Genomic DNA, 25,468 nt, shown 5'->3' on the forward strand with positions numbered 1-25,468 from the left:
TTTTCATTATGTTATAGAGAATCCCTTCTCTAACTTCGGTGACGTCGACACTTATGACGATGACATCACGGGCGACTTAGTCACCCGTGTCCTCGAAGGAAGCCTCCAGCGCCGCAAAACCACCGTCACCTTCCCAGCTCGCCAACCGCTGATAAACGGTTTCCACCGCCGTTTTTATCGCTTCGGTCATCGGGTAGTAAAAACCGACGATATCCGGCTGAATGCCCAGGAAAATAACTTCACCCACATCTTCTTTAAGCTGATCGACCAGATAATTCAGCGGCATATTGTGGGTGGTCATCATAAACATCTCGGCAATATCGTTCGGGTCGATAGTGCGAGTCTCGCCGGGACTGAGCATCATGTCGGTAGCATCGACAATCAGCAGCAGCTCCGGGCGCAGCTCGCGAATAGCAACCACGTCGTTTTCCGGCGCGGTGCCGCCGTCAATGACAATCCAGTCGCCCTGAGGGGAAGCCTGGCACTTTTCTGCCAGTAGCGGGCCTGCGCCGTCGTCGCCCATCATGCTGTTGCCGACGCAGAGTAAAACTTTAGTCATAACGCCTCCGAACCATCAGGTAGATGGCGGGTTCCTGTTGAATGGCCTGAAGCATGTCGAGCAGCGCCTGGCTCCAGGCCTGCTGCTCCGGGGTCTGAGTCGGTTTGGCCGCATCCAGCGCCCGCGCCAGCATCACAACGTGGTTCTGGTCGATGACGATTTCGCCGTAGCGCGGCACGCCTTCCATTTTGCGCCGCGCCTCGCTGCCGCCTTCAAGCGTGGAGATCCACTCCCGGTAAGCCTCATACGGGCAGACCAGACTCTCTTTCAGGCAATCAATGATGCCAAGATGATGGCCGATAGCCAGGCTGTAATAGACCACCTGCTGCGCGTCAGCCGGGGTATTGTCGTTATCATCGACAAATTTGCGGCTGAGCTGGCAAAACACCACCGACTCGCTCATTACACGCGCTCCTGATGCACCAGATTTTCAAGATTGGCCACAATCTCGGTCAGGCGCGGATCGTTTTCCGTACTCAGCCACCGCTGCACGGCATCGCCGCCTGCGGTCAGGTTTGTCATGTAGTTGTCGGCAATCTGGCGGCCATAGCGGTAGCCCGCCAGGCGACGAGCGGCCCGGTCAATGCGCACGCGCAGCGGCTGAACCATATCCGGGTGCAGGATTTTAGCCGGTTCCACATCCAGCTCGCTTGCCGGACGGGCCTGAATTTTCTGCTCCAGCAGGCCGAGCGCCATCGCAAAGCCGTACAGCGTGGCGGCGGGCGACGGCGGGCAACCTGGGATATAAACGTCTACCGGCACTATTTTATCGGTGCCGCCCCATACGCAGTAAAGGTCGTGGAAGATACCGCCGCTATTGCCGCACGCGCCGTAGGAAATGCAGATTTTAGGGTCAGGAGCCGATTCCCACGCCCTCAGCGCCGGGGAACGCATAGCGCGGGTTACCGCTCCGGTAAACAGCAAAATATCGGCATGACGCGGAGAAGGAACCACTTTGATACCAAAGCGTTCTGCATCGAAAAGCGGAGAAAGTGTGGCAAAAATCTCAATTTCACAGCCATTGCAGCCGCCGCAGTCCACGCGGTAAACGTAGGCCGAGCGTTTGATGTTTTTCAGCAACGAAGCCTTCATGCTGGCGATGGACTCGTCCACCGTCAGCGGCACCGGAATGCCGTTATGGTCGCGTGGCCCAAGTAAATCACTCATTAGCTGGCCTCTCTCATCTGGCGGGTAAAATCAATACGGTCGGAAGACACCAGGCTCTGCTGGCGTTTGCAGTCCGGGCAGGTTTCAAAGCCCTGGCGGCGAGCCTGCGCGCGTGCATCGCCGTTGTGCTCCAGCAGCGCAATCGCGTAGTCGATCTCTTTTTGAACCGCGAATGGCCGCCCGCACTCCCGGCAATGACACAGCGGGAAATGGGCTTCCTGGAGGAAGTCCGCCTTGTTCCACACCGCCAGCTCGTACTGCTGAGAAAGCTTAATGGCGGCGGTCGGGCAGACTTCTTCGCAGCGGCCGCAGAAGATGCAGCGTCCGAGGTTAAAGCGCCATGCCAGTTGCCCTTTAGCCAGATCGGTTTCCACGCTAAGAGCGTTGGAAGGACAGGCATTTACGCACGCCGCGCAGCCGATGCACTGCTGCGGGTTATGTTCCGGTTTACCGCGGAAATTTGGGTCAACGGCAATCGGCTGAAGCGGATATGACTCGGTTGCGACGCCGCCCTTGATGGCTTTTTTAATGAAGTTAAACATGCGTTTTCCTTGTTTGCCTGGTCTTAGTGATTGACCCTCACCCCGGCCCTCTCCCTGGAAGGGAGAGGGGGGAAAGCTAGCTCGATCCAGTTCCCTCTCCCCTTTGGGGAGAGGGTTAGGGTGAGGGGCTACTCATCACCGACCAGGCATCAAAATCATTTCAGCGGCGAATTCGTGCGCTCAATGCTGTAGCGCTCCAGCTCTTTGTAAGGCACCACCTTGCTTTTCTTCTTGCGTACATCGACCACCGTCATGCGGTCGGTGCAGGAATAGCAGGGGTCGAGGCTGCCGATAATCAGCGGCGCGTCCGATACCGTGTTGCCACGCAGCATATAGCGCAGCGTTGGCCAGTTGGCATAGGTCGCCGCACGGCAGCGCCAGCGGTAGAGTTTTTGGTTGTCGCCGGTCATGCTCCAGTGGATATCATCCCCGCGAGGCGCTTCGGAGAAACCGAGCGCAAAGCGGTTTGGAATATAGGTGAAACCCTCCACGGCAAGCGCGCCGCCCGGCAGGTTATCCAGACCAAAATCAATCATATTCAGCGCGGTGAAGACTTCGTTGATACGCACTTTCAGGCGTGAGAGCACGTCGCAGCCGTCGAGGCTGTGTACTTCCATCGGCAGCAGGCCGTAACCCACAAAGGGATGATCGGCTCGGGTATCCCTTGCATGGCCGCTGGCGCGAACCATCGGGCCAACGTTGCTGAAGTCGCGCGCGATTTGCGGGTCGAGGCGGCCAATCCCGACGGTGCGCTGCTCAATGTTCGGCGTACTCATCAGGATATCCACCAGATCCTTCACTTCCCGGCGCATCTGCTGCGCCAGTTGCCGGGTCTGGATCATGTCGTCTTTCAGCAAGTCGCGGCGGATGCCGCCGATCAGGTTAAGGCCGTAGGTTTTACGCGCGCCGGTGAGGATTTCCGCCATCTTCATCGACATTTCACGCACCCGGAAGAACTGCATAAAACCGGAGTCAAAGCCGACAAAGTGGCAGGCCAGGCCGAGATTAAGCAGGTGGCTGTGCAGACGTTCGACTTCCAGCAGGATGGCGCGGATCATTTGCGCACGCTCCGGCACCACAATCCCCATCGCGTTCTCGACTGAAGTGGTATAGGCGGTGCTATGGGCAAAGCCGCAGATGCCGCACACGCGGTCGGACAGGAAAGTCACTTCGTTGTAACCCATGCGGGTTTCCGCCAGCTTTTCCATGCCGCGATGGACGTAGAACAGGCGGTAATCGGCGTCGATAATGTTTTCGCCGTCTACAAACAGACGGAAGTGGCCGGGTTCATCGGAGGTGACGTGCAGGGGGCCAATCGGCACCACGTTGTTCTTTTTCGTCCCCAGTTCGTTAATGAACTCGTAGGTTTCTTTATCCGTGGTTGGAGCCGGGCGCTGGCGGTAGTCCATGCTGTCTTTACGCAGCGGATACAGGTCGTCCGGCCAGTCGTCCGGCAGCACCAGGCGGCGCTCGTCCGGCAGGCCAACCGGCTGAAGCCCGTACATATCACGCACTTCACGTTCGCCCCATACGGCGGCGGGCACGCGCGGCGTAACGGACGGGAATTCAGGCTTGTCGGCATCCACTTCCACACGCACGGTAATCCAGCACTTCACGCCGCTTTCCATCGACAGCACGTAATAAACCGCATAGTTGCCGCACAGCTGGCGCTCGTCGTTGCCAAACAGCACCGACAGCCAGCCGCCCTGCTGGTAGTAAAGCCACTCCACCACTTCCGGCAGCATGTTGAGCTTCACGGTGACGGTGATTTGATCTTTAGTCTGCCAGGCCTCGTCGATCACGGCATGCGGAAATTGCTGATGCAGCGCGGCGAGGTAATGTTGACCAATCTTTTCTTCAGACATCGATAAATTCTCTTAAATCACGCCGCCAGCAAGGAGACGAAGGCTAAAAAGGCAAAGCCAAAACCGGCCCAGGTAATGCGGGAGGTTTCGAGCATCCGCAGGCGCGCCATGCTGTTTTCGAACAGCGCGATGATAAGTACGCCCGCCACCAGCTTCACGACCGCCAGCACCACGGCGATAGCCAGCCCGCTCCAGCTGAAGGCGCTCATCTGGCCCCACGGCAGGAACACGCCGACAAACATTTGCAGCACCACTAACTGCTTGAGGGAAATGCCCCATTTGAGCACCGCAAAGCCCGCGCCGCTGTATTCGGACAGCGGGCCTTCCTGTAGCTCCTGCTCGGCTTCAGCGAGGTCAAACGGCAGCTTGCCCATCTCGATGAAAGTGGCAAAAGCGCAGGCGGCAAACGCCAGAATCAGCGTCAGGCTCTGGGCAACCGGCCAGGCATGAATCGTGCCTGCGATATTGCTGATGTGCGTGCTGCCGGCAACCTGCGCGGCAACCCACAGGCCAAGCAGCAAAATCGGCTCCACCAGCACCCCAAGCATGGCTTCACGGCTGGCACCGATGCCGGTGAACGGGCTACCGGTATCCAGCCCGGCAATCGCAAAGAAGAAACGGGCGATGGCGAACAGATAAATTAAGGTGATCAGGTCACCTAATGACGGCAGCGGCGAGGCGAGAGTGACAACGGGCAGCGCGGTGGCGATAGTCAGCATCACGCCGACCATCACAAAAGGCATCAGGCGGAATACCCAGCCGGACGCCGCCGGTGCCACACTCTGGCGGCCAAACAGCTTGAACAAATCACGGTATTCCTGGAGCACGCCAGGCCCGCGGCGGTTATGCAGCCGGGCGCGGGTTACGCGGGTAATGCCGGAGAGCAGCGGCGCGGCCAAAAACAGCACCAGCGCCTGGGTCAGGGCAAAGTAAAACGTAGTCATATCAGCTCCTCAGGCAACCATCGCGACCAGCAGAATCGCCAGCTCGACCATCGCCAGGCGGCGGAACGTACCGGCGAGGCAGTCACACTGCCAGCCCGGCACCCATTTCCCCGGATTCAGGGTATTGCGCAGCCTGAGCAGGGGCGCAAAAGCCGCTTTCACCGGCTGTGCGAAGCCCGTCGCGGTGATAACCATCGCCTGTTCATGATCGTAGCCGCAGACCCATGCCGCGCCGCGCGAACGGTTCGGTAAACGGTCGCCACGGAAAACGATCATCAAAATAAACGGCAGCAGCGGAGAGGCCACCAGCAGCAGCGTAATCATCGGTTGGGAAACGGCGGTATGCGCGGTTTGCAGCGGCAACGGAACGGCATGTTGCAGCAGCGGCAGCAGCCACGGAGCGGCAACACCTGCGGCAACGCAGCTCAGCGCCAGCAGGCCAACGGAGAGGTTCATCAGCCACGGCGCAGAGGTGGCGTTTTCAGCCTCCTTGCTGCGCGGCGCGCCGAGGAAGGTCACGCCGTAAACCTTCGCCATGCACATCACGGCCAGCGCTCCGGTTATAGCCAGCCCGACGGCCAGCAGCGGGCCGATAAAACGCCCGACAAACAGCGGCAGGCTGCCAAGACGGAAGAACGACTGGTAAATCACCCACTCACCGGCGAAGCCATTGAGCGGAGGCAGGGCCGCCATCGCCATCAAACCCACCAGCATAAAGAGCGAAATCAGCGGCATACGTTTGCCGATCCCGCCCAGTTTTTCGATGTCGCGATGCCCGGTGCGGAACCACACCGCGCCTGCGCCGAGAAACAGCGTGGTCTTAAAAAGGCTGTGGTTGAACAGGTGATACAGCCCACCAGTCATGCCAAGCGCCAGCAGCACCGGCTCGTTAAGCGCGATGCCTATCATGCCGCAGCCCAGGCCCAGCAGAATGATGCCGATATTTTCCAGCGAGTGGTAAGCCAGCAGGCGGTTGATATTGTGCTCCATCAGCGCGTACAGCCCGCCGATGAACGCCGTCACCATGCCAAGCACCACGATAAGCACGCCCCACCACAGCGGCAGCACGTTGCTGATAAGCGAGAAGCACATAATGCCGTAGAGGCCGATTTTCAGCACCACGGCGGAGAACAGCGCGGCGGCAGGAGCCGAAGCATTGGCGTGCGCCTGCGGCACCCAGCCATGCAGCGGGATTATTCCTGCGAGAAGGCCAAAGCCGAGCAGCGCGAGAATCAATACCTGCGGAGGAAGAGAGGCCCCGCTGGTTAAATGGCGCAACTCGCCATAGCCGAGCGTGCCGAATTCCCGCCACAGCAGCCAGCAGGCAATCACCAGCAGCACGGTGCCAAGGCGCCCGAGCGCAAACCAAAGCTGCCCGGACTTCTGGCAGCCGGTAAGGAAGTAGCCCGCCAGAGAGATGATTTCCGCCATCGCCACCAGGGTGACGAAGTTATCGGCCACCAGGGCAGCCACGCTGGCGGCCAGGATCAGATTAATCAGCAGTCCGTTGGCTTTTACCGCGTGATGGCGATGCCATGAGAGGTTAAACAGCGAGATAAACAGGCCGCAGAACGCCACGGTGACCAGCCAGATGCCGTTGAAGGCGTTAAGCTGAAGGTGCCAGTGCCAGATTTCTGCGTCGCCGCTGAACCCGAGCAGGCCCTGCGCGCCAGCAATCAGCAGCAGTACCGAGCTAATTGCACCGCCAATTCCGGCGATAAAGCCGCTAACTGGCTTATAAAATGCGCTAACACCGGCCAAAACAGCGCTAATAACAAATCCCAGTAGCGCCCAGTGAATCAATAGAAAAGCATTCATTTTCTCGCCTCTGGCTGGGTAAACAGGGTCAGATCGCCGAGCGAGGCCCCAAGAGTTAGCTCACGTTTACGCTTGCTCGCCTGCGCGATGTCGCTATTGTCGATAACCCGCAGCGCGCCGGTCGGACAGGTGCGAACGCACGCCGGGCCGCTTTCGTCGAAGCTGCACAGGTCGCATTTCACCGCGATAGCGCGAATGCCGGGAACCCAGTCAAGCAGGGTGCTGACGCGGGCAGGAGCCGGTGGCGCAGGTGGGGCTTTCGGGCTGTTGACGTTAGCGGGGATGTGCAGCGGGCGGCTGCCGGAAAATTCAATAGCGCCGAACGGGCAGGCAATGCCGCAAAGCTTGCAGCTTACGCACAGGCTTTCATTCAGCTGTACCGCGCCGTCCACCCGGGTAATTGCGTTCACCGGGCAGACCCCGGCGCAGGGCGCATCTTCGCAGTGGTGGCACATCTGCGGTGCGGATTCTGTCGCACTGCGCATAACTTTCAGGCGCGGCATAGACTGCAAACCGTGCAGGCGGTGCGTCTCTGCACAGGCGGCTTCACAGGTGTGGCAGCCGATACATAATTTGGAATCAGCGATTACAAAACGGTTCACCAGGACTTCCTCAGGTGACTGTCGTCATTTTTGACGAAAACATGCCGAAAAGCTGTCGTTTCGACAGGCTTCCGACACCCCAGAGCGCATTCACGCCACGGCAGACTGCTGAAGCAGCGCCAGGGAAAGCGGGGTGTTGTCATGCACCGCCTGATAAAGGCTGTCGTACACCGGGCGAATAAGCTCGAGGTAATGGTCGAGCACTTTTTCGCGATCGCGGTTGCTGATGAGGTTGTCGATACGGCCATCGTCATCGATAACGGCTTTTGCAATCAGCACCTTATCGCTACCGTCCCGCAGGGCAATGGCGTACTCAATGGTGTGGCTGTTAAAGCCTTCGGCCAGGCTGATATGGATGGCGAAGTGGTCAAATAAAAAGAAGCGCAGGCTTTCGTCGGCATTGCAGCCCACGGAGTGGTGCAGCTTCGCTTTCGACAAGGTTATTCCCTGAATCAGGGTGTTACCGTAGTGATGCCACTGCGAAAGTAAGCGCTGATGCTTATCGGCAATATATTCAGCTTTCTCGCTCAGTTCCCAAATGTTCATTCTTTATTCACTCTGTATGTACTTGTTCCTCCGTAAGGCATGTTTCATGCCATGTTTTTAATTAACTGTATTTAAAGGGTTTTATAACTTAATCCTTCGGAATATGTGCGGGAGTGACATGTCATTTCGTCATCTTTGACTTTCAGTGACGGAGGTTTTTACCCTCACCCTAACCCTCTCCCTGGGAGGGAGAGGGAACAAACAAAAGGCCCTCTCCCACGCGAATTCCCCAGGGTAGAGAGGCAAAGAAAAGGCCTGGCACCGTCTTTGCATTACCTCCCCCAGTTAACCCGGAGGCACCATGCACGAAATCACCCTCTGCCAGCGCGCAGTCGAATTAATTGATACCCATGCCCGTCAGAATCATGCCCGCCGCGTCACCGGCGTCTGGCTGGAAGTGGGTGCTTTTTCCTGCGTAGAAATCAGCGCCATGGAGTTCTGTTTTGAACTGGTCTGCCGGGGCACGCTGGCGGAAGGCTGTGAACTCCACATCCACCAGCAGGAAGCGGAATGCTGGTGCTACGACTGCCAGCAACACATCACCCTGCTGACCCAGCGAGTGCGGCTTTGCCCGCTCTGCGACGGCAGCAACCTGCGTATTGTGGCGGACGATGGCGTGCAGATTAAGCGTCTGGAAATTGATCAGGAGGTAGCTCATGTGTAGCACTTGCGGTTGCGGCGAAGGCAACCTGTATATCGAAGGGGATGAACGTAACCCGCATTCAGGATTTCGCAGCGCCCCTTTTTCCCCGGCATCCCGTCCGGTATTACAAATTACCGGCGTAAAATTTGCCCCAACGGCGGACGAGCAGGGTGACCTGCATTACGGCCACGGCGCGGCGGGAACCCATGCGCCCGGCATCACCCAGCGCAAAATGCTGGAAATCGAACTCAACGTGCTGGATAAAAATAACCAGTTGGCGGCCCATAACCGGGAGCAATTCGCCAAACAGAATCAGCTTGTGCTTAACCTCGTCTCAAGCCCCGGCTCCGGCAAAACCACCCTGCTGACCGAAACGCTAAAACGGCTCAATGGCGATGTGCCCTGCGCGGTCATTGAAGGAGACCAGCAGACGGTTAACGATGCGGCGCGCATTCGTGCCACCGGCACCCCGGCAATTCAGGTGAATACCGGCAAGGGCTGCCACCTTGATGCCCAAATGATCCGCGACGCCATGCTGCGCCTGCCGCTGGAGCGAGACGGCGTCTTGTTTATCGAGAATGTAGGTAATCTGGTGTGTCCGGCGAGTTTTGACCTTGGCGAACGCCACAAAGTGGCGGTGCTGTCGGTAACCGAAGGGGAAGATAAGCCGCTGAAGTATCCGCATATGTTTGCCGCCGCCTCGCTGATGCTGCTGAACAAAATCGATCTGCTGCCATACCTGCAATTCGACACTGAAAAGTGCATGGCTTACGCCCGGGAAGTTAATCCGGACATCAAAATTATTCTGGTTTCCGCCACCAGCGGCGAAGGCATGAACGACTGGCTGGCCTGGCTGGAGGCGGAAAGATGTGCATAGGCATTCCCGGCCAAATCGTTGAGCGCCTGGCGGACGGCAGCGCAAAAGTTGACGTCTGCGGCGTGCAGCGCGATGTCAACCTGGCCCTGGTGGGAGACGCCACCGTCGGGCAATGGGTGCTGGTTCACGTAGGCTTTGCCATGAGCGTTATCGACGAAGCGGAAGCGAGGGACACGTTAGACGCTTTGCAAAACATGTTTGAAGTAGAGCCGGACGTGGGCGCGCTGCTGTACGGCGAGGAGCGTAGCTAATGCGCTATGTGGACGAATATCGCGACCCCGAACGCGTGATGCAGCTGATTGAGACCCTGAAACAGCGCGCACCGCTGCTGGCTAACACCGCTTCACGCCCGCTGCGCATTATGGAAGTCTGTGGCGGCCATACTCACGCTATTTTTAAATTTGGCCTCGACCAGTTGCTCCCGGAAAACGTTGAGTTTATCCACGGCCCCGGCTGCCCGGTTTGCGTCCTGCCGATGGGCCGCATCGACAGCTGTATCGAAATAGCCAGCCACCCGGAAGTGATTTTCTGCACCTTTGGCGACGCTATGCGCGTGCCGGGTAAAAATGGCTCGCTGATGCAGGCGAAAGCCCGCGGAGCCGACGTGCGGGTAATTTATTCGCCGATGGACGCCCTGACGCTGGCGAGCCAGAACCCGCAGCGCAAAGTGGTGTTTTTCGGCCTCGGATTCGAAACTACCATGCCCGCCACCGCCATCATGTTGCAGCAGGCGAAAGCTCAGGGGCTGGAGAACTTTTACTTCTTCTGCCAGCACATCACGCTGATCCCAACTTTACGCAGCCTGCTTTCCGAGCCGGACAACGGTATTGATGCATTCCTCGCTCCCGGCCATGTCAGCATGGTGATTGGTACAGCCGCCTACGATTTTATTGCCTCGCAGCACCAGCGCCCGCTGGTTGTCGCCGGTTTTGAACCTATGGATCTTATGCAGGGCGTGCTGATGCTGGTGGAGCAAAAAATTCGCCAGCATAGCGAGGTGGAAAATCAGTACAAACGCGTGGTGCCCGACGAAGGCAACTTGCTGGCGCAGCGAGCGATTAGCGAAGTCTTCAGCGTGCAGGGCGAGGCCGAATGGCGCGGCCTGGGCGTTATCAGTGAATCCGGCGTGCGGCTTACCCCTGCCTATCGCCAGTTTGATGCCGAAGCCCACTTTAAACCGCTTCCGCAGCAGGTTTATGACGACCCGCAGGCACGCTGCGGCGACGTGCTGACCGGGCGCTGCAAACCGCAGCAATGCCCGCTGTTTGGCAGCGGCTGTAATCCGCAAAACGCCTTCGGCGCGCTGATGGTTTCCTCCGAAGGAGCCTGCGCGGCGTGGTATCAGTATCGTTCGCAGGAGTGTGAAGTATGAAAACCATTGAGCTGGCCCACGGCAGCGGCGGCCAGGCGATGCAGCAGCTGATCGCCGGGTTGTTTATGCGGGAGTTTGCTAACCCGTGGCTGGCAGAGCAGGAAGATCAGGCCCGGCTTCCGCTTGCACAACTGACCGCCAGCGGCGACAGGCTGGCGTTTTCTACAGACAGCTATGTTATCGACCCGCTATTTTTTCCCGGCGGGGATATCGGCAAGCTGGCCGTTTGCGGAACCGCCAATGATGTGGCAGTAAGTGGAGCCATACCGCGCTGGCTTTCATGCGGTTTTATCCTCGAAGAAGGGCTGCCGCTTGAAACGCTGGAGCGCGTGGTCACCAGCATGGCCGGAGCCGCCCGCGCGGCGAATATTGCCATTGTTACCGGTGACACCAAAGTCGTGCCGCGCGGCGCGGCGGACAAAATTTTCATCAACACGGCAGGGATAGGCGCCATCCCGACATCCGTTAACTGGGGTGCGGCTCAAATAGAAGCCGGGGATGTGCTCATCGTCAGCGGAACGCTGGGCGACCACGGGGCGACGATCCTTAACCTGCGCGAGCAACTGGGAATGGACGGCGATTTACAAAGCGACTGCGCGGTGCTGGCACCAATGATTGTCCCGCTGGTTAACATCCCGGGCGTAAAAGCCCTGCGTGACGCCACCCGCGGTGGAGTGAATGCGGTTCTGCACGAATTTGCCGATACCAGCGGCTATGGTATGGAAATCGTTGAAAATCAGCTTCCGCTAACGCCCGCGGTGCGCGGCGTTTGCGAACTCCTGGGGCTGGATGCCTTAAATTTTGCTAATGAAGGCAAGCTGGTTATTGCCGCCTCACGCGAGGCCGCTCCCGCCATTTTAAACGCGCTAAAGCAGCATGAGCTCGGTAAACAAGCCGCAGTTATCGGCGAAGCCGTAGAACGCAAAGGCGTAAGGGTGACGGGGCTTTATGGCGTTAAACGCTCACTCGACCTGCCGCATTTTGAGCCGTTACCGCGCATTTGTTGACCTGTGCCATGACGCGTCCGCCCGGCACTGATTAAACTTAAACTATATTTATATTAATAAAATATTTTAACCCTGTGTTTTGCACAGGGTTTTTCAATGGAAAGCAAAATGCCATACACCCCGATGAGCGATCTCGGGCAGCAGGGGTTGTTTGATATCACCCGGACTCTGCTGCAACAACCCAGTCTTACTGAACTCGCTACCTGCCTGACCCGGCTTGCAAAACAGTCCGGCCTGGCGGAGCGGGTCAACGTCCTGCTTTACCACCCTCAGCACCAGCGGGTGAGCTTTTATGGCAAGGATAAGCAGGGTAAAGAGCTGCACTACGAAGATGAGATGGCGCTGGCAAACGGCCCTGTCCGCCGGGTACTTTCACGCCCGGAGGCGCTGGTTTGCAGCCAGGATGAATTTTATGAAACCTGGCCCCAGATGACAGACCTGGAGCTGTATGCGCCCTTTGGCCGCTACTGCCTGCTGCCGCTGGCCGCCGAGGGGCGGATCTTCGGCGGCTGCGAGTTTATTCGCAATAGCGAGACGCCCTGGAGTGAAAAAGAGCTTAACCGCCTGCACACTCTGGCCCAGGTTGTAGGCCTGGCGGCCGAACAGATCCAGACCCGGCTGGACACCAATCACGACCACCAGCTTTTATGCCGCGAGCGTGATGATTTTCGCATCCTTGTTGCGGTAACCAATGCGGTGCTGTCGAAGCTCGATCTGGACGAGCTGATTAGCGAGATTGCCCGCGAGATCCATTACCACTTCTCCATTGATTCCATCAGCATTGTGCTGCGAAGCAGCCGCAAATCCCGGTTAACTCTCTACTCAACCCATTTTGTTGATGAGGCCTCACCGATTCATGAGCAGAGCGATGTGATTGAAGCGGGCACGCTCTCGGAACGGGTGTTTAAAAGCGGCGAAATGCTGCTGCTTAACCTGTGTCCGGGAGACAAACTGGCGCCTTATGAACGTATGCTGCTGGAGATGTGGCGCAACCAAACCCAAACGCTTTGCCTGCTGCCGCTGAAGTTCGGCAACAATATGCTGGGCGTGCTCAAGCTTGCGAAGTGCGGCGAGCAGGGCTTTACCCCAGCCAACCTCAAGCTGCTGTGCCAGATTGCCGAGCGCATTGCCATTGCGGTGGATAACGCCCTCGCCTACCAGGAAATTAACCGCCTGAAAGAGAATCTGGTGGATGAAAACCTTTATCTCACCGAGCAGATTAACAATGTCGGCAGCGACTTCGGCGAAATCATCGGCCGGGGCGAAGCGATGTCTATCGTGCTCAAACAGGTGGAAATGGTCGCCAATAGCGACAGTACGGTGCTGATCCTCGGCGAAACCGGAACCGGCAAAGAGCTAATTGCCCGCGCCATTCATAACCTGAGCGAGCGCAATAGCCGCAGGATGGTAAAAATAAACTGCGCGGCGATGCCTGCCGGGCTGCTGGAAAGCGACCTTTTCGGCCATGAACGCGGGGCGTTTACCGGGGCCAATACGCAGCGTATCGGGCGTTTTGAACTGGCGGATAAAAGCTCGCTGTTCCTTGATGAAGTCGGCGATATGCCTCTTGAGCTACAGCCCAAACTGCTGCGCGTATTGCAGGAGCAGGAATTTGAACGCCTTGGCAGCAACAAAATCCAGCAGGTGGATGTGCGCCTGATTGCCGCCACCAACCGCAATCTCAAGCAGATGGTGGCCGACCGGGAGTTTCGCAGCGATCTTTATTATCGGCTGAACGTTTTTCCCATCACCCTGCCGCCGCTGCGCGAGCGCCCGGAAGATATCCCTCTGCTGGTGAAATCCTTCACCTTTAAAATTGCGCACCGCCTGAATCGCAATATCGACAGCATCCCGGCGGAAACGCTGCGCGCCCTGAGCCGTATGGAATGGCCGGGCAACGTTCGCGAGCTGGAAAATGTGATAGAAAGGGCGGTTCTGCTAACGCGGGGCAACGTGCTGCATCTTTCCCTGCCGGAGATGACGGTGCAGCCTCCGCTTGAGCGCAACCTATCCTCCTTCGTCAGCGAGGAAGTTCGCGAAGATGAGGACGAGCGCCAGCGCATTTTACGGGTGTTGAAAGAAACTAACGGCGTTGTTGCCGGACCGCGCGGCGCGGCACAGCGCTTAGGCCTCAAACGGACCACGCTGCTTTCACGTATGAAGCGTCTGGGGATTGATAAAGAGGCGCTTTAGCCCGAAACTGGGCATAACCCTGTCTTTCTGCCTGGAACAATAATTATGGCGATTATCCCGAAAAACTATACGCGGCTGGAGAGCGGCTACCGCGAAAAAGCGCTGAAACTCTTCCCGTGGGTATGCGGACGCTGCTCGCGGGAGTTTGTTTACTCCAATCTGCGCGAGCTGACCGTTCATCATATGGATCACGATCATACCAATAACCCGGAAGATGGCAGCAATTGGGAGCTTTTATGCCTGTATTGCCACGATCATGAGCACTCCAAATATACCGAAGCGGACCAATATGGCTCCAGGGTCATTGCCGGAGAAGATGCGCAGAAGGACGTTGGCGAAGCCACCTATAATCCGTTTGCCGATTTGAAATCGATGCTGAACAAGAAGAAATAAGCGCGATTGACCCGCTAAGCTGCCCTACAGAGGGAATTATTTCCCTCTAATCTAAATCATTTCCCCTCTTCCCCTTCATTTTTCCTCGCCGCTGCCGATAACTTATACAGAGTATTTATTCCGCACGGTTAGGTTCTCAGGCCGGGTTATCACTTGAGGTTAAAATGGATAGTTTTCAGAAAGATATCGATGAAAGGGCCAACCTGGCGTTATCCAACAAGTTTGAGCTGCTGCTGTTTCGCTTAGGCGCCAGCCAGCACGACAGCAAATCAGAGCTGTACGGCATTAACGTGTTTAAGCTGCGCGAAATCGTTCCGATGCCGAAGATCAACCGCGCCGCGGGCATGGAGTCACCGCTGCTGGGGATGGCGAATATTCGCGACCAGATTATCCCCGTCATTGACCTGCCTGCCGTGACCGGCTGCAAGCCAACCACCGGCCTGAATCTCTTGCTGATAACCGAATATGCCCGCAGCACTCAGGCCTTTGCCGTTGAGTCGGTGGAAAACATCATTCGCCTCGACTGGAGCCAGGTACACGCCGCCGAGGCCGGCGTCAGCAGCCGCAATATCACCAGCATCGCCACCATTGACGATCCGTTAACCGGCAAGGACCTGGCGCTGGTGCTGGACGTAGAGCAAATTCTCTATGACATCATTCCTTCGGGAAGGGACGTCAATATCGCAGCGATTGAAGAGAAAAATTACACCCTGAAGCCCGGCGCGGTAGCGATAGTCGCGGAAGACTCCAAAGTCGCCCGCTCGATGCTGGAGCAGGGTTTGAAAGGCATGGGTATCCCGGCAATCATGCACGCTACCGGCCTTGAAGCATGGGAGAAAATCAAAGCCATCGCCGCCGAGGCTAAAGCGTCCGGTACGCCGATAACCGACAAAATAGGCCTGGTGTTAACCGACATAGAAATGCCGGAAATGGACGGTTTCACGCTGACCCGTAATATCAAAACTGAGCCTTCGCTGAAGCATATTCCGGTGGTGATTCACTCCTCGCTCTCGGGCAGCGCAAACGAAGACCATGTGAGAAAAGTCGGTGCTAACGGCTACGTGGCAAAGTTTGACGTGGCCGAACTCTCTTCTGTTATCCATAAAGCGCTGGAAGACGCAGCTCAAGGGTAAAACGCGACTTCATTACCTGGGGAAATATCACTATTATCAAAAGGTGATTATTTCCCCATGTTCAGGAAGGATGCGCGGTGAGCCAGGCTAAAAGTATTCAGTCCGTTGAGCGGGCAATGGCGGTGCTGGAAACCCTTGCGGCCCACGGAGGCGAAGCTCGCCTGACCACGTTATCCGAATCGCTGGGGCTGAATAAAAGCACCCTCCATGGCCTGCTGAAAACGCTATTAGAGCTGGGATATATTTCCCGCCGCGAGCAAAACTATACCCTCGGCCTGCGGCTCAGGGAGATAGCCCAGCCGCTTCAGGATGCAGACTCCTTGATTCGCACGGCCTTCAGCCCCGCTCTGCGTAGGCTTTCCGCCATGAGCGGCGAAACTTGCTGGCTGGCCGTCCCCTGCGGTACACGAGAATACCTGTATATTGATGCGGTTGAGGGCGGTAAAAACCTGCGTGTCGCCAGCCCCAGGGGTAAACGTGAGCGGCTCACAACTTCGGCCATTGGTCGCATTTTTCTGGCCTTTAATGACGACCTGCTGCGGGCGCTAAGAAAATCGGATGCGGTCTCCTCTGCACTAAATGGTGAAATATCCCGCATCCGCGAGCAGGGGTATGCCCTGGATACCGGCGAGGCGGAAGAAGGCCTGCATTGCCTGGCTTTGCCGCTACGGCAATCCGGGCAGGTGGTAGCCGCGCTGGGAATGGCGGGGCCAGCCGCCCGACTCCATCCCGATTATATGCGGCGCTTTGCGCAGCGCGTATTAAGCGAAATGTTCGACATTATCAAACTTTAGCCCTGCAACCGCGCTTCTGATTGGCGTGTTTCAAGTCACCTGCCACTATCGCGGCTCCCAACTTTTCAGGAGCCATATCCATGTTTGAACACATTACCCGCGATGCCATTCTCAAAATCACCGAGCTTGCTCAGTCCCGCAAACAGGCAGTCTGCATCAGCGTGGTGGACGATGCCGGGCTGCTAAGAGGATTCCTGCGCATGGACAGCGCGGTTGCTGGCGCGATTGATGTCTCAATTAAGAAAGCCCGCACCGCCGCTCTCTTCGGCAGTGATTCGCTTTCTCTGGGCCAGGAAGCACGCCCCGGCGGCAATATTTATTCCTTAGAATCGACTAACGGCGGCCTGATTAGCTTTGGCGGCGGCATCGTTTTACGCGGTGATAACGGGCAAATCATCGGCGGGCTGGGCGTAGCCGGAGCCACGGTTGATGACGATCAGTCACTGGCACTGGCCGGTGCGGCGGCAACCCAGGCGGCAGGGCGAGTGTAATGGATTCGCGACGGATACATCCGGGCCTGGTTGCGCTTTCGGTTACAGCATTCGCTATCGGGGTAGCCGAGTTTATTGTTGTAGGGATCCTGCCCGATATTGCCGCTGCCCTGAATATTGAGCTGACGCGAGCGGGCAATCTTGTGGGACTCTATGCCCTGGCGCTGGCGCTGGGTTCTCCGGCACTGGTGCTACTGTTGTCCGGGCTACCGCGCAAGCCGGTGCTGATGTCGCTTATCCTGCTGTTTTTGGTCGGCAGCCTTATCTCCGCCCTGTCCAGCAGCTATGCCCTTTTTCTCACCGGTAGAGTGCTTACCGCCGTTGCCCACGGCAGCTTTTTCGCCATCGGGGCAACCATTGCATCCCGCCTTGCACCGGCCGGTCAGGCTGGTAAAGCGATTGCCGTAATGTTTGCCGGGCTGACGCTGGCAATGGTGATTGGCGTGCCGCTGGGCAGCCTTGCAGGCCACACTCTGGGCTGGCGTTTTCCACTTTTCGCCGTCTCGGCTCTCGCCGTGCTGTCGCTGGTTGCCATTGCTTTATGGCTGCCGGAGATGCCGATGGCAAAAGCGGCAAAGATGGCGAAACAGCTGTCAGCGCTCAAGAGTCCGGCGGTGCTCACCATGATGCTGGTGACCATCTTTGGATTTGGCGCCAGTTTCGCGGCATTTACGTTCATCATCCCGCTGCTGACAACCGTAACAGGATTTTCATCAGCCACGGCCAGTACGATGCTGGTAGTGTTCGGGGCGGCAACGCTTGCCGGGAATCTGGCGGGAGGGAAAATGACCTCCGCGCTGGGATGGACTTCCTCATTGAGAATACTGTTTGTGTTGCTGGCGATTATTCTGGCCGCCATGACGCTGACGCTTAACCTCAAAATACCGGTGGTAGTGCTGCTCTTTTTATGGGGAATGATCGCTTTCGCCGTCTCACCCGCCGTTCAGCACGGCATGCTGACGACCGCCACCCGGCACACGCCCGGCGCGATCGACTTTGCCTCGGGCCTGAATATCTCTGCTTTTAATCTGGGGATATTCTTCGGGGAGAACCTCGGCGGATTGCTGGTGAAAATGGAACTAATGCGCTTTACGCCTTTGGCTGGCGTCGCGATGGTACTGGCGGCGCTTTTACCTCTGGCCTGGGTTACGGCTCGCAATCGATAGCTAATCGCTCATATTCTCGTCATCATGACAAAAAGTTATAACCTTATTAAAACTACGGCATTGATAAGCATTTTCAATATCATTTAATTAACTATAATGGACCAACTGATTACGCGGCGTTAACAGCATCACAGCCGCTCTACGTTAATGGAGACGATGAATATGAGCTATACACTGCCATCCCTGCCTTACGCTTACGACGCGCTGGAACCGCATTTCGACAAAGAAACGATGGAAATCCATCACAGCAAACACCACCAGGCTTATGTTAACAACGCGAACGCCGCGCTGGAGTCCCTGCCTGAGTTTGCCAACCTGTCTGCTGAAGAGCTGATTACTAAACTGGATCAGCTGCCTGCTGATAAGAAAACCGTACTGCGTAACAACGCCGGCGGCCACGCTAACCACAGCTTCTTCTGGAAAGGCCTGAAAAAAGGTACCGAGCTGAAGGGCGACCTGAAAGCCGCTATCGAGCGCGATTTCGGCAGCGTTGACGCGTTCAAAGCCGAGTTCGAGAAAGCAGCAGCAACCCGTTTCGGCTCCGGCTGGGCGTGGCTGGTTCTGAAAGGCGACAAACTGGCTGTAGTGTCTACCGCTAACCAGGATAGCCCGCTGATGGGTGAAGCTATCTCCGGCGCTACCGGCTTCCCGATTGTGGGCCTGGACGTTTGGGAGCACGCTTACTACCTGAAATTCCAGAACCGCCGCCCGGACTACGCTAAAGAGTTCTGGAACGTGGTTAACTGGGACGAAGCAGCAGCACGTTTCGCCGCTAAAAAATAAGGTTGCATTGTCGCCGTAGAGAAGCGAGCCTGATGGCTCGCTTTTTTTATGCCTATAACGCAGGGAACCGCTCATGCATCGCAATCCATTACAGGTTTACGTCGGCAAAATTCGTGACTATGACGGCAGCAGGCCAAGCGCCATCGCCAAAGTTCAGGTGGATGGAGAACTCCGGTTAACCGAACTCGGTATCGAAGGCGATGAGCAGGCGGAAAAGGTTATCCACGGCGGGCCGGACAGGGCGCTGTGCCACTATCCGCGCGAACATTATCAGTACTGGGCGCAGCTGTTCCCGGAAAAAGCAGAGCTGTTTAACGCCCCCGCTTTTGGCGAGAATCTTTCCACAGAAGGGATGACTGAGAAAAACGTCTATATGGGCGATATCTACCGCTGGGGCGAAGCGTTGATTCAGGTCACTCAGCCACGCTCGCCGTGTTTTAAGCTCAACTATCACTTTGGCGTCAGCGATATGTCATCAAGGATGCAGGAAGCGGGCTATTGCGGCTGGCTTTATCGCGTGATTCTGGCGGGGAGCGTTTCCGCTGACGCGCCGCTGGAGCTGGCATCACGCCTGAGCGATGTTACCGTGGCCGAAGCGATTGCCATAGCCTGGCATATGCCGTTTGATGATTCGCAATATCATCGCCTGTTGTCAGCCGCCGGGCTTTCGACCAGTTGGACAAGGACGATGCAGAAAAGGCGTATTTCAGGAAAGATTGAGGATAATTCGCGGCGTTTGTTCGGCAAATAATAACGTTGTGATAACCATGCCCTGAAAGCATGGTTATCATCCGTCAAGGCTATTTGATATCAGTATCAATTACCTGATAGAACGCATTACCGGTATCGGCAATATCCCAGACGCCGAGAATAACATGGTAGCCCTTATAATCTGACGGAATGGTACAATCCTTGATGGTAATACTATTTGCAGGAACCTCACCTTTACCGTCCTGATCGCAAATTGGCTTATCAAGGTCAAACTGTGCACGGGTCAATTTCTTGCTTGGATCCCAGTCTTTTTTAGTAATAAAGAAACGCCATCTTTCGGTTTTATGAGCTGCGGTCAAAGTCCAGGTAAAACTTTGCTTACCTGTATTCAATTCCACCTTGTGCCAACGAGTAGGGCTTTGCTCATCAAGTTGCGCATAATTATCATGCCCGGCACTGGCGATGTGACCATCAGCAGGGCCGTTTGCAGGGAACCCTTTAGGTCCTTCCAGCGACTGCGGTTCATACTGAATAGCCCCGCAGTTTTTATTAAGATTACCGGCTTGTGAAGTACAAAGAAAAGCGCGTGAAGGCGGATTACTGACGTAGCCATGGAAAGGTTTTGCCTGCTCGGCATAACTTAGTGAAGATGCCGCCATTAAGGCCAAACCGGCACAAGTAGTTAATACTGTCGTTTTACGCATGAACAGAATCCTCTATTTATTGTGAAAGAGTTAAATAAATACTTTATATATTCAAGGCTGGCTTTCATTCTGCTAATAAAATAAAAGCATGATATTGAACACACGATATAACCTTCGCGCGTGAAATACATAATAACAACCACCCTCAAACCATGGATTTTATTGCAACGACAATTAGTCTAGACCACAAATAAAAACATGAAAAAAATATATCTTTCTGCAACGTCAGGCAGAATAACGTGTAAAAACACAACGAGAAATAATGGGAAAACAATACCCACCCACAAAGAATAAAATATAGTTATCTAACAATATAATAAGAAAATATATTATTCACTGACGATGGTTATTAAGCCATTTCAGGAAACCGGGAGGGAATTTGCAGAAAACGCTCATTTTAAGGGAGAGGCGGATAACTCAGGAATTTGATTAAACGATCATCATCCCTCTCCCTGAGGAGAGGGAAACAGAGAAGCTTATTCTTTTGGATCTTTACCTGCCAGCAGCTTGTCCAGCTCGTCGCCGCCAACGTGACGGAAGTCCTGACCCTTCACGAAGTAGAAAATATACTCACAAATGTTCTGGCAGCGGTCGCCGATGCGCTCGATTGAACGGGCGCAGAACAGCGCGGTCAGCACGCTTGGAATAGTGCGGGAATCTTCCATCATGTAAGTCATTAGCTGACGCACGATGCCTTCGTACTCCTGATCCACTTTCTTATCTTCACGGTAAATACGCACCGCTTCGTCCAGATCCATACGAGCAAATGCATCCAGCACATCGTGCAGCATCTGTACGGTGTGGCGGCCCAGAGACTCCAGGCTCACCAGCAGAGGCTGGTGCTGCTGGGAGAATTTCTCCAGCGCGGTGCGGCAGATTTTATCCGCAACGTCACCAATACGTTCCAGCTCGGCGATGGTTTTGATGATGGCCATCACCAGGCGCAGGTCGCTGGCGGTTGGCTGGCGTTTAGCGATGATGCGCACGCAGGCTTCATCGATAGCCACTTCCATCATGTTGACCTTCTGGTCACCGGCAATAACGCGCTTAGCCAGTTCGCTGTCCTGGTTATGCATGGCGGTGATAGCGTCGGAAAGCTGCTGCTCCACCAGCCCGCCCATGGTCATGACCTGAGTGCGGATGTACTCCAGCTCGGCGTTGAACTGGCCGGAAATATGTTTATTTAAATTGAGGTTGTCCATCGCGCTCTCCAAATCAACCGTAGCGGCCAGTAATATAATCTTCGGTTTGTTTCTTCGCTGGCGTAGTAAACAGCGTATCGGTTTCGCTAAATTCAATCAGCTCGCCGAGGTACATAAACGCCGTGTGGTCAGAACAACGCGCCGCCTGCTGCATGTTGTGGGTCACGATCACCACGGTATAGTCTTCTTTCAGCTCGGTAATCAGCTCTTCAATGCGCCCGGTAGAGATTGGGTCAAGAGCGGAGCATGGCTCATCCAGGAGTAACACTTCCGGGCGAATAGCGATACCGCGGGCGATGCACAGACGCTGCTGCTGGCCACCGGAGAGACTGTAGCCGCTCTGGTGCAGTTTATCTTTAGTTTCGTTCCACAATGCGGCTTTAGTCAAAGCCCACTGCACACGCTCGTCCATATCGCTACGAGAAAGCTTTTCAAACAGGCGAACGCCGAAGGCGATGTTGTCGTAAATCGACATCGGGAACGGCGTCGGCTTCTGGAAGACCATGCCCACTTTGGCGCGCAGCAGCGCGATATCCTGGCTCTGAGTGAGGATGTTTTCCCCATCCAGCAGGATTTCACCTTCTGCACGCTGCTCCGGGTAGAGCGAGTACATTTTGTTAAAGGTGCGCAGCAGGGTGGACTTGCCACAACCTGATGGCCCGATGAAGGCGGTAACCTGGTTCTTCGCGATATCCAGATTGATGTTCTTCAGGGCGTGGAACTTACCGTAGTAGAAGTTCAGGTCACGAACCTGGATTTTGCCTGGGGCTAAATCAACCTTACTCATCTGTTTCTTAATCTCCGTCCGGCGCCGCGATGGCCGCGCCGTAAAATTTAACCGTGTTTACTCTTCGAGAAAATCACGCGCGCCAGAATGTTCAGCAGCAGCACGCAGAGGGTAATAATCAGCACCCCTGCCCAGGCCAGCTGTTGCCATTCGGCAAACGGGCTCATAGCAAATTTGAAAATGGTCACCGGCAGGTTAGCGATTGGCTGCATCATGTCCGTACTCCAGAACTGGTTGGAGAGGGAGGTGAACAGCAGCGGCGCGGTTTCACCGGCGATACGGGCAATCGCCAGCAGCACCCCGGTGATAATCCCGGAGACCGACGCTTTCAGCGTAATGGCGGAGATCATTTTCCACTTCGGCGTACCCAGAGCGTAAGCCGCTTCACGCAGGCTGTCCGGCACCAGTTTCAGCATGTTCTCAGTGGTACGAATCACGATGGGCACCTGCAGCAGCGCCAGCGCAATAACGCCCGCCCAGCCGGAGAAGTGCTCCATTTTCGCCACCACGATGGTGTAAACAAACAGGCCTACAACAATCGACGGCGCGGACAGCAGGATGTCGTTAATAAAGCGAATCACTTCGGCCAGAGCAGATTTGCGGCCATATTCCGCCAGGTAAATCCCGGCCATGATGCCAAGCGGAGTCCCGATAACGGTCGCCCACAGGATAAGCAGGCCGCTGCCCGCGAGGGCGTTCGCCAGGCCACCGCCTGCGGTATTTGGCGGAGGCGTCATTTCGGTGAACAGCGCCAGCGACATACCGTCGATGCCGCGCGTCACCGTTGAAAACAGGATCCATACCAGCCAGAACAGACCGAATACCATGGTCGCCATTGAAAGCGTCAGGGCGATACGGTTTTTTACGCGGCGGCGCGCCTGCATCTTACGGCGCGATTCAGCCAGCGCCGCGTTGCTTTGCATTTCCATCGTGGTCATGAGCGAGCCCCTTCATTTTTCGCCAGGCGCATAATCATGAACTTAGAGATAGCCAGCACGATAAAGGTAATCACGAACAGAATTAAGCCCAGTTCCATCAGCGCGGCGGTATGCAGACCGGATTCCGCTTCGGCAAATTCGTTTGCCAGCGCGGAGGTTATGCTGTTCCCCGGCATATACAGCGATGCGCTGTCGAGCTGGTAGGTGTTGCCGATGATAAAGGTCACCGCCATGGTTTCACCCAGCGCTCGGCCAAGGCCAAGCATCACGCCGCCGATCACGCCATTTTTGGTGAACGGCAGAACGATTCGCCAGATAACTTCCCATGTGGTGCAGCCGATGCCGTAGGCCGACTCTTTCATCATCACCGGGGTTTGTTCGAATACATCGCGCATTACTGAGGCAATGTAGGGAATGATCATAATCGCGAGGATCACGCCAGCAGCGAGGATACCAATGCCGAAAGCCGGGCCAGAGAACAGCGCGCCAACAATAGGCACGGCGGACAGCACGTCGCCTACCGGCTGCTGGAAGTAAGTCGCGAACAGCGGAGCAAAGATAAACAGGCCCCACATGCCGTACACGATACTTGGAATAGCCGCCAGCAGTTCAATAGCAATACCCAGCGGGCGCTTCAGCCAGCCGGGCGCAAGTTCGGTCAGGAACAGGGCGATACCAAAGCTTACCGGCACCGCAATCAGCAGCGCGATGAACGAGGTCACCAGGGTTCCGTAAATCGGCACCAGCGCACCGAAGACTTCGTTAGGCGCATCCCACTCTTTGGTCCAAAGGAAGGAGAAACCAAACTTCTCGATGCTCGGCAGGGAGGAGATAAACAGCGAGATGATAATCCCACCCAGCAGAAATAGCACAATCAGCGCAGCCAGTTTTACCAGCGCACTGAAAATTACATCGCCTTGTTTGCCAGGGGCTTTAAACGTCGGCTTAGTCACAGCCATAGCGTACTCTTTGTAGTTGCTGAATAAACCGGGGTAACATACCCGTTACCCCGGATTTTTGCACTTAGTACAGCGCCTTACCGGAGCTGTCTTTTACATTCGTTTTCCATGCAGCGCGAACCTGCTCAACCACGGAGGCTGGCAGCGTTGCATAGTCCAGCGCGTTAGCTTCTTTAGCGCCAGATTTGTATGCCCAGTCAAAGAACTTCAGCACTTCTGCGCCCTGCTCAGGGTTTTTCTGCTCTTTGTGGACCAGGATAAAGGTGGTGGAGGTGATTGGCCATGCTTCATCACCCTTCTGGTTGGTCAAGTCCTGTGCGAAGGATTTGCTCCAGTCAGCGCCTTTAGCCGCGTTAGCAAAGTTGGCTTCAGTCGGGCTAACCGGCTTGCCGTCAGCGGACAGCAGCTTGGTGTAAGTCAGGTTGTTCTGCTTAGCGTAAGCGTATTCAACGTAGCCGATGGAGCCTGGCAGACGCTGTACGAATGCAGCGATACCGTCGTTGCCTTTACCGCCCAGACCGGTTGGCCAGTTTACGGTAGAGCCTGCGCCGATTTTGGTTTTCCACTCTTCGTTCACTTTAGCCAGGTAGCTGGTGAACACGAAGGAAGTACCGGAGCCGTCAGCACGACGTACAACCGCGATGTTCTGATCCGGCAGTTTGTGGCCAGGGTTCAGTTTGGCAATCGCCGGGTCGTTCCATTTTTTGATGGTGCCCAGGTAGATATCACCCAGGGTTTTGCCGTCCAGCACCAGTTCGCCAGATTTGAAGCCCGGCAGGTTAACTGCCAGCACTACGCCGCCGATAACTGTCGGGAACTGGAACAGGCCTTCTTGCTGTAATTTGTCATCCGCCAGAGGGGCGTCAGAAGCGCCGAAGTCAACGGTGTTAGCAATGATTTGCTTAACGCCGCCGGAGGAACCGATACCCTGGTAGTTAACCTTGTTACCAGTTTCTTTCTGGTAGGTATCTGCCCACTTGGCATACACCGGCGCAGGGAAAGTTGCACCAGCGCCGGTCAGGCTTGCAGCTGCAAACGCAGTAGAAGCGCTCAGAGATAAGGTCGCGGCGACAACAGTTGCGACAGTGGTACGCATAACGTTCATAATGTCTCCTGCCAGATGTTCATAAATTGTTGTTTAATTAAATACAGGGTAGAAAATAGGACAGTTTGGTGACAGTTAAATGTACGAATTATGACAGTTTTATGACAAGGCCAGCCCACAACAAAACCTAAGCTAAATAAGCCCATCATTACAATAAAAATCAGTTA

The 25,468-nt window shown here is 55.9% G+C and carries 28 protein-coding genes; 13 read left to right on the top strand and 15 right to left on the bottom strand.

Features of this window, described 5'->3' with window-relative positions; translation table 11 throughout:
• Positions 1–76 precede the first annotated feature (76 nt).
• From hycI to hycA, 9 genes are all read right to left on the bottom strand, one after another.
• Positions 77–559 carry a hydrogenase maturation peptidase HycI gene (gene hycI, locus HMPREF0201_RS21030; RefSeq protein WP_016538792.1) on the bottom strand — a complete coding sequence of 161 codons (483 nt, stop codon included), beginning with the start codon at positions 557–559 and terminating at the stop codon, positions 77–79.
• Positions 552–962, bottom strand: a complete 411-nt coding sequence (locus HMPREF0201_RS21035) for a formate hydrogenlyase maturation HycH family protein (protein WP_016538793.1) — start codon at positions 960–962, stop codon at positions 552–554. The genes hycI and HMPREF0201_RS21035 overlap by 8 nt, the downstream gene beginning before the upstream one ends.
• Entirely contained in the window at positions 962–1,726 is a 765-nt protein-coding gene (locus HMPREF0201_RS21040) for an NADH-quinone oxidoreductase subunit B family protein (protein ID WP_016538794.1), read from the bottom strand. Before HMPREF0201_RS21040 ends, HMPREF0201_RS21035 begins: the two co-directional genes overlap by 1 nt.
• Positions 1,726–2,268, bottom strand: a complete 543-nt coding sequence (locus HMPREF0201_RS21045) for a formate hydrogenlyase complex iron-sulfur subunit (protein ID WP_016538795.1) — start codon at positions 2,266–2,268, stop codon at positions 1,726–1,728. The genes HMPREF0201_RS21040 and HMPREF0201_RS21045 overlap by 1 nt, the downstream gene beginning before the upstream one ends.
• Positions 2,269–2,423: 155 nt before the next feature.
• Positions 2,424–4,133 carry a hydrogenase large subunit gene (locus tag HMPREF0201_RS21050; protein WP_016538796.1) on the bottom strand — a complete coding sequence of 570 codons (1,710 nt, stop codon included), beginning with the start codon at positions 4,131–4,133 and terminating at the stop codon, positions 2,424–2,426.
• A 17-nt stretch (positions 4,134–4,150) separates the two neighbouring features.
• Positions 4,151–5,077, bottom strand: coding sequence for a respiratory chain complex I subunit 1 family protein (locus HMPREF0201_RS21055; RefSeq protein WP_016538797.1), 927 nt, complete (start codon positions 5,075–5,077; stop codon positions 4,151–4,153).
• A gap of 9 nt (positions 5,078–5,086) precedes the next feature.
• On the bottom strand, positions 5,087–6,895 hold the full coding sequence (gene hycC / locus HMPREF0201_RS21060) for a formate hydrogenlyase subunit 3 (RefSeq protein WP_016538798.1): 1,809 nt from the start codon (positions 6,893–6,895) through the stop codon (positions 5,087–5,089).
• Entirely contained in the window at positions 6,892–7,497 is a 606-nt protein-coding gene (locus HMPREF0201_RS21065) for a 4Fe-4S dicluster domain-containing protein (protein ID WP_039898971.1), read from the bottom strand. Before HMPREF0201_RS21065 ends, hycC begins: the two co-directional genes overlap by 4 nt.
• 90 nt (positions 7,498–7,587) lie before the next feature.
• Positions 7,588–8,043 (bottom strand): formate hydrogenlyase regulator HycA, encoded by a 456-nt coding sequence (gene hycA / locus HMPREF0201_RS21070; RefSeq protein ID WP_016538800.1) that lies wholly within the window; start codon positions 8,041–8,043, stop codon positions 7,588–7,590.
• A gap of 301 nt (positions 8,044–8,344) precedes the next feature.
• Between hycA and hypA the strand changes: the two genes are divergently transcribed.
• The 13 genes from hypA to yiiM all read left to right on the top strand — a co-directional run bounded on the left by hypA (position 8,345) and on the right by yiiM (position 19,646).
• Positions 8,345–8,707 carry a hydrogenase maturation nickel metallochaperone HypA gene (hypA, locus tag HMPREF0201_RS21075; RefSeq protein WP_016538801.1) on the top strand — a complete coding sequence of 121 codons (363 nt, stop codon included), beginning with the start codon at positions 8,345–8,347 and terminating at the stop codon, positions 8,705–8,707.
• Positions 8,700–9,563, top strand: a complete 864-nt coding sequence (gene hypB / locus HMPREF0201_RS21080; RefSeq protein WP_016538802.1) for a hydrogenase nickel incorporation protein HypB — start codon at positions 8,700–8,702, stop codon at positions 9,561–9,563. The genes hypA and hypB overlap by 8 nt, the downstream gene beginning before the upstream one ends.
• Positions 9,554–9,814, top strand: a complete 261-nt coding sequence (locus HMPREF0201_RS21085) for a HypC/HybG/HupF family hydrogenase formation chaperone (protein ID WP_016538803.1) — start codon at positions 9,554–9,556, stop codon at positions 9,812–9,814. Before hypB ends, HMPREF0201_RS21085 begins: the two co-directional genes overlap by 10 nt.
• Complete coding sequence (gene hypD / locus HMPREF0201_RS21090; protein WP_016538804.1) at positions 9,814–10,935, top strand: hydrogenase formation protein HypD; 1,122 nt, start codon at positions 9,814–9,816, stop codon at positions 10,933–10,935. The genes HMPREF0201_RS21085 and hypD overlap by 1 nt, the downstream gene beginning before the upstream one ends.
• The gene (gene hypE / locus HMPREF0201_RS21095; RefSeq protein ID WP_016538805.1) at positions 10,932–11,942 is read left to right on the top strand and encodes a hydrogenase expression/formation protein HypE; all 1,011 of its coding nucleotides are present in this window, start codon (positions 10,932–10,934) and stop codon (positions 11,940–11,942) included. Before hypD ends, hypE begins: the two co-directional genes overlap by 4 nt.
• 108 nt (positions 11,943–12,050) lie before the next feature.
• Complete coding sequence (gene flhA, locus HMPREF0201_RS21100) at positions 12,051–14,135, top strand: formate hydrogenlyase transcriptional activator FlhA (RefSeq protein ID WP_039899479.1); 2,085 nt, start codon at positions 12,051–12,053, stop codon at positions 14,133–14,135.
• Between the two features lie 45 nt (positions 14,136–14,180).
• Complete coding sequence (yajD, locus tag HMPREF0201_RS21105) at positions 14,181–14,528, top strand: HNH nuclease YajD (RefSeq protein ID WP_016538807.1); 348 nt, start codon at positions 14,181–14,183, stop codon at positions 14,526–14,528.
• 164 nt (positions 14,529–14,692) lie between these two features.
• Positions 14,693–15,661 (top strand): chemotaxis protein, encoded by a 969-nt coding sequence (locus HMPREF0201_RS21110; protein WP_016538808.1) that lies wholly within the window; start codon positions 14,693–14,695, stop codon positions 15,659–15,661.
• A gap of 77 nt (positions 15,662–15,738) precedes the next feature.
• Positions 15,739–16,455: an IclR family transcriptional regulator gene (locus HMPREF0201_RS21115; RefSeq protein WP_039898974.1), complete on the top strand. Its 717-nt coding sequence runs from the start codon at positions 15,739–15,741 to the stop codon at positions 16,453–16,455.
• Positions 16,456–16,535: 80 nt separating this feature from the next.
• Positions 16,536–16,946 carry a GlcG/HbpS family heme-binding protein gene (locus tag HMPREF0201_RS21120; RefSeq protein WP_016538810.1) on the top strand — a complete coding sequence of 137 codons (411 nt, stop codon included), beginning with the start codon at positions 16,536–16,538 and terminating at the stop codon, positions 16,944–16,946.
• Positions 16,946–18,112: an MFS transporter gene (locus HMPREF0201_RS21125; protein ID WP_016538811.1), complete on the top strand. Its 1,167-nt coding sequence runs from the start codon at positions 16,946–16,948 to the stop codon at positions 18,110–18,112. Before HMPREF0201_RS21120 ends, HMPREF0201_RS21125 begins: the two co-directional genes overlap by 1 nt.
• A 162-nt stretch (positions 18,113–18,274) precedes the next feature.
• Positions 18,275–18,895 (top strand): superoxide dismutase [Mn], encoded by a 621-nt coding sequence (sodA, locus tag HMPREF0201_RS21130; RefSeq protein ID WP_039899480.1) that lies wholly within the window; start codon positions 18,275–18,277, stop codon positions 18,893–18,895.
• A gap of 73 nt (positions 18,896–18,968) precedes the next feature.
• Complete coding sequence (gene yiiM, locus HMPREF0201_RS21135; RefSeq protein ID WP_016538813.1) at positions 18,969–19,646, top strand: 6-hydroxyaminopurine reductase; 678 nt, start codon at positions 18,969–18,971, stop codon at positions 19,644–19,646.
• A 49-nt stretch (positions 19,647–19,695) separates the two neighbouring features.
• On the opposite strand, the gene HMPREF0201_RS21140 is transcribed toward yiiM, so the two are convergent.
• The 6 genes from HMPREF0201_RS21140 to pstS form a co-directional block, all read right to left on the bottom strand.
• Entirely contained in the window at positions 19,696–20,310 is a 615-nt protein-coding gene (locus HMPREF0201_RS21140) for a lytic polysaccharide monooxygenase (protein ID WP_039898976.1), read from the bottom strand.
• Between the two features lie 476 nt (positions 20,311–20,786).
• Positions 20,787–21,512, bottom strand: coding sequence for a phosphate signaling complex protein PhoU (gene phoU, locus HMPREF0201_RS21145; protein ID WP_008457720.1), 726 nt, complete (start codon positions 21,510–21,512; stop codon positions 20,787–20,789).
• 13 nt (positions 21,513–21,525) lie between these two features.
• Positions 21,526–22,299 (bottom strand): phosphate ABC transporter ATP-binding protein PstB, encoded by a 774-nt coding sequence (gene pstB / locus HMPREF0201_RS21150; RefSeq protein ID WP_008457722.1) that lies wholly within the window; start codon positions 22,297–22,299, stop codon positions 21,526–21,528.
• A 47-nt stretch (positions 22,300–22,346) separates the two neighbouring features.
• The gene (pstA, locus tag HMPREF0201_RS21155; protein ID WP_016538817.1) at positions 22,347–23,237 is read right to left on the bottom strand and encodes a phosphate ABC transporter permease PstA; all 891 of its coding nucleotides are present in this window, start codon (positions 23,235–23,237) and stop codon (positions 22,347–22,349) included.
• Complete coding sequence (gene pstC / locus HMPREF0201_RS21160; RefSeq protein ID WP_016538818.1) at positions 23,234–24,196, bottom strand: phosphate ABC transporter permease PstC; 963 nt, start codon at positions 24,194–24,196, stop codon at positions 23,234–23,236. Before pstC ends, pstA begins: the two co-directional genes overlap by 4 nt.
• A 64-nt stretch (positions 24,197–24,260) precedes the next feature.
• Positions 24,261–25,301: a phosphate ABC transporter substrate-binding protein PstS gene (pstS, locus tag HMPREF0201_RS21165; protein WP_016538819.1), complete on the bottom strand. Its 1,041-nt coding sequence runs from the start codon at positions 25,299–25,301 to the stop codon at positions 24,261–24,263.
• Positions 25,302–25,468 lie beyond the last annotated feature (167 nt).

Source organism: Cedecea davisae DSM 4568 (assembly GCF_000412335.2).
Classification (GTDB): Bacteria; Pseudomonadota; Gammaproteobacteria; order Enterobacterales; family Enterobacteriaceae; genus Cedecea; species Cedecea davisae.

What these genes read in the sequence shown, in the direction of transcription:
- hycI (WP_016538792.1), bottom strand. Translation starts at nt 559, where the DNA reads ATGACTAAAGTTTTACTCTGCGTCGGCAACAGCATGATGGGCGACGAC.
- HMPREF0201_RS21035 (WP_016538793.1), bottom strand. Translation starts at nt 962, where the DNA reads ATGAGCGAGTCGGTGGTGTTTTGCCAGCTCAGCCGCAAATTTGTCGAT.
- HMPREF0201_RS21040 (WP_016538794.1), bottom strand. Translation starts at nt 1,726, where the DNA reads ATGAGTGATTTACTTGGGCCACGCGACCATAACGGCATTCCGGTGCCG.
- HMPREF0201_RS21045 (WP_016538795.1), bottom strand. Translation starts at nt 2,268, where the DNA reads ATGTTTAACTTCATTAAAAAAGCCATCAAGGGCGGCGTCGCAACCGAG.
- HMPREF0201_RS21050 (WP_016538796.1), bottom strand. Translation starts at nt 4,133, where the DNA reads ATGTCTGAAGAAAAGATTGGTCAACATTACCTCGCCGCGCTGCATCAG.
- HMPREF0201_RS21055 (WP_016538797.1), bottom strand. Translation starts at nt 5,077, where the DNA reads ATGACTACGTTTTACTTTGCCCTGACCCAGGCGCTGGTGCTGTTTTTG.
- hycC (WP_016538798.1), bottom strand. Translation starts at nt 6,895, where the DNA reads ATGAATGCTTTTCTATTGATTCACTGGGCGCTACTGGGATTTGTTATT.
- hycA (WP_016538800.1), bottom strand. Translation starts at nt 8,043, where the DNA reads ATGAACATTTGGGAACTGAGCGAGAAAGCTGAATATATTGCCGATAAG.
- hypA (WP_016538801.1), top strand. Translation starts at nt 8,345, where the DNA reads ATGCACGAAATCACCCTCTGCCAGCGCGCAGTCGAATTAATTGATACC.
- hypB (WP_016538802.1), top strand. Translation starts at nt 8,700, where the DNA reads ATGTGTAGCACTTGCGGTTGCGGCGAAGGCAACCTGTATATCGAAGGG.
- HMPREF0201_RS21085 (WP_016538803.1), top strand. Translation starts at nt 9,554, where the DNA reads ATGTGCATAGGCATTCCCGGCCAAATCGTTGAGCGCCTGGCGGACGGC.
- hypD (WP_016538804.1), top strand. Translation starts at nt 9,814, where the DNA reads ATGCGCTATGTGGACGAATATCGCGACCCCGAACGCGTGATGCAGCTG.
- hypE (WP_016538805.1), top strand. Translation starts at nt 10,932, where the DNA reads ATGAAAACCATTGAGCTGGCCCACGGCAGCGGCGGCCAGGCGATGCAG.
- flhA (WP_039899479.1), top strand. Translation starts at nt 12,051, where the DNA reads ATGCCATACACCCCGATGAGCGATCTCGGGCAGCAGGGGTTGTTTGAT.
- yajD (WP_016538807.1), top strand. Translation starts at nt 14,181, where the DNA reads ATGGCGATTATCCCGAAAAACTATACGCGGCTGGAGAGCGGCTACCGC.
- HMPREF0201_RS21110 (WP_016538808.1), top strand. Translation starts at nt 14,693, where the DNA reads ATGGATAGTTTTCAGAAAGATATCGATGAAAGGGCCAACCTGGCGTTA.
- HMPREF0201_RS21120 (WP_016538810.1), top strand. Translation starts at nt 16,536, where the DNA reads ATGTTTGAACACATTACCCGCGATGCCATTCTCAAAATCACCGAGCTT.
- HMPREF0201_RS21125 (WP_016538811.1), top strand. Translation starts at nt 16,946, where the DNA reads ATGGATTCGCGACGGATACATCCGGGCCTGGTTGCGCTTTCGGTTACA.
- sodA (WP_039899480.1), top strand. Translation starts at nt 18,275, where the DNA reads ATGAGCTATACACTGCCATCCCTGCCTTACGCTTACGACGCGCTGGAA.
- yiiM (WP_016538813.1), top strand. Translation starts at nt 18,969, where the DNA reads ATGCATCGCAATCCATTACAGGTTTACGTCGGCAAAATTCGTGACTAT.
- HMPREF0201_RS21140 (WP_039898976.1), bottom strand. Translation starts at nt 20,310, where the DNA reads ATGCGTAAAACGACAGTATTAACTACTTGTGCCGGTTTGGCCTTAATG.
- phoU (WP_008457720.1), bottom strand. Translation starts at nt 21,512, where the DNA reads ATGGACAACCTCAATTTAAATAAACATATTTCCGGCCAGTTCAACGCC.
- pstB (WP_008457722.1), bottom strand. Translation starts at nt 22,299, where the DNA reads ATGAGTAAGGTTGATTTAGCCCCAGGCAAAATCCAGGTTCGTGACCTG.
- pstA (WP_016538817.1), bottom strand. Translation starts at nt 23,237, where the DNA reads ATGACCACGATGGAAATGCAAAGCAACGCGGCGCTGGCTGAATCGCGC.
- pstC (WP_016538818.1), bottom strand. Translation starts at nt 24,196, where the DNA reads ATGGCTGTGACTAAGCCGACGTTTAAAGCCCCTGGCAAACAAGGCGAT.
- pstS (WP_016538819.1), bottom strand. Translation starts at nt 25,301, where the DNA reads ATGAACGTTATGCGTACCACTGTCGCAACTGTTGTCGCCGCGACCTTA.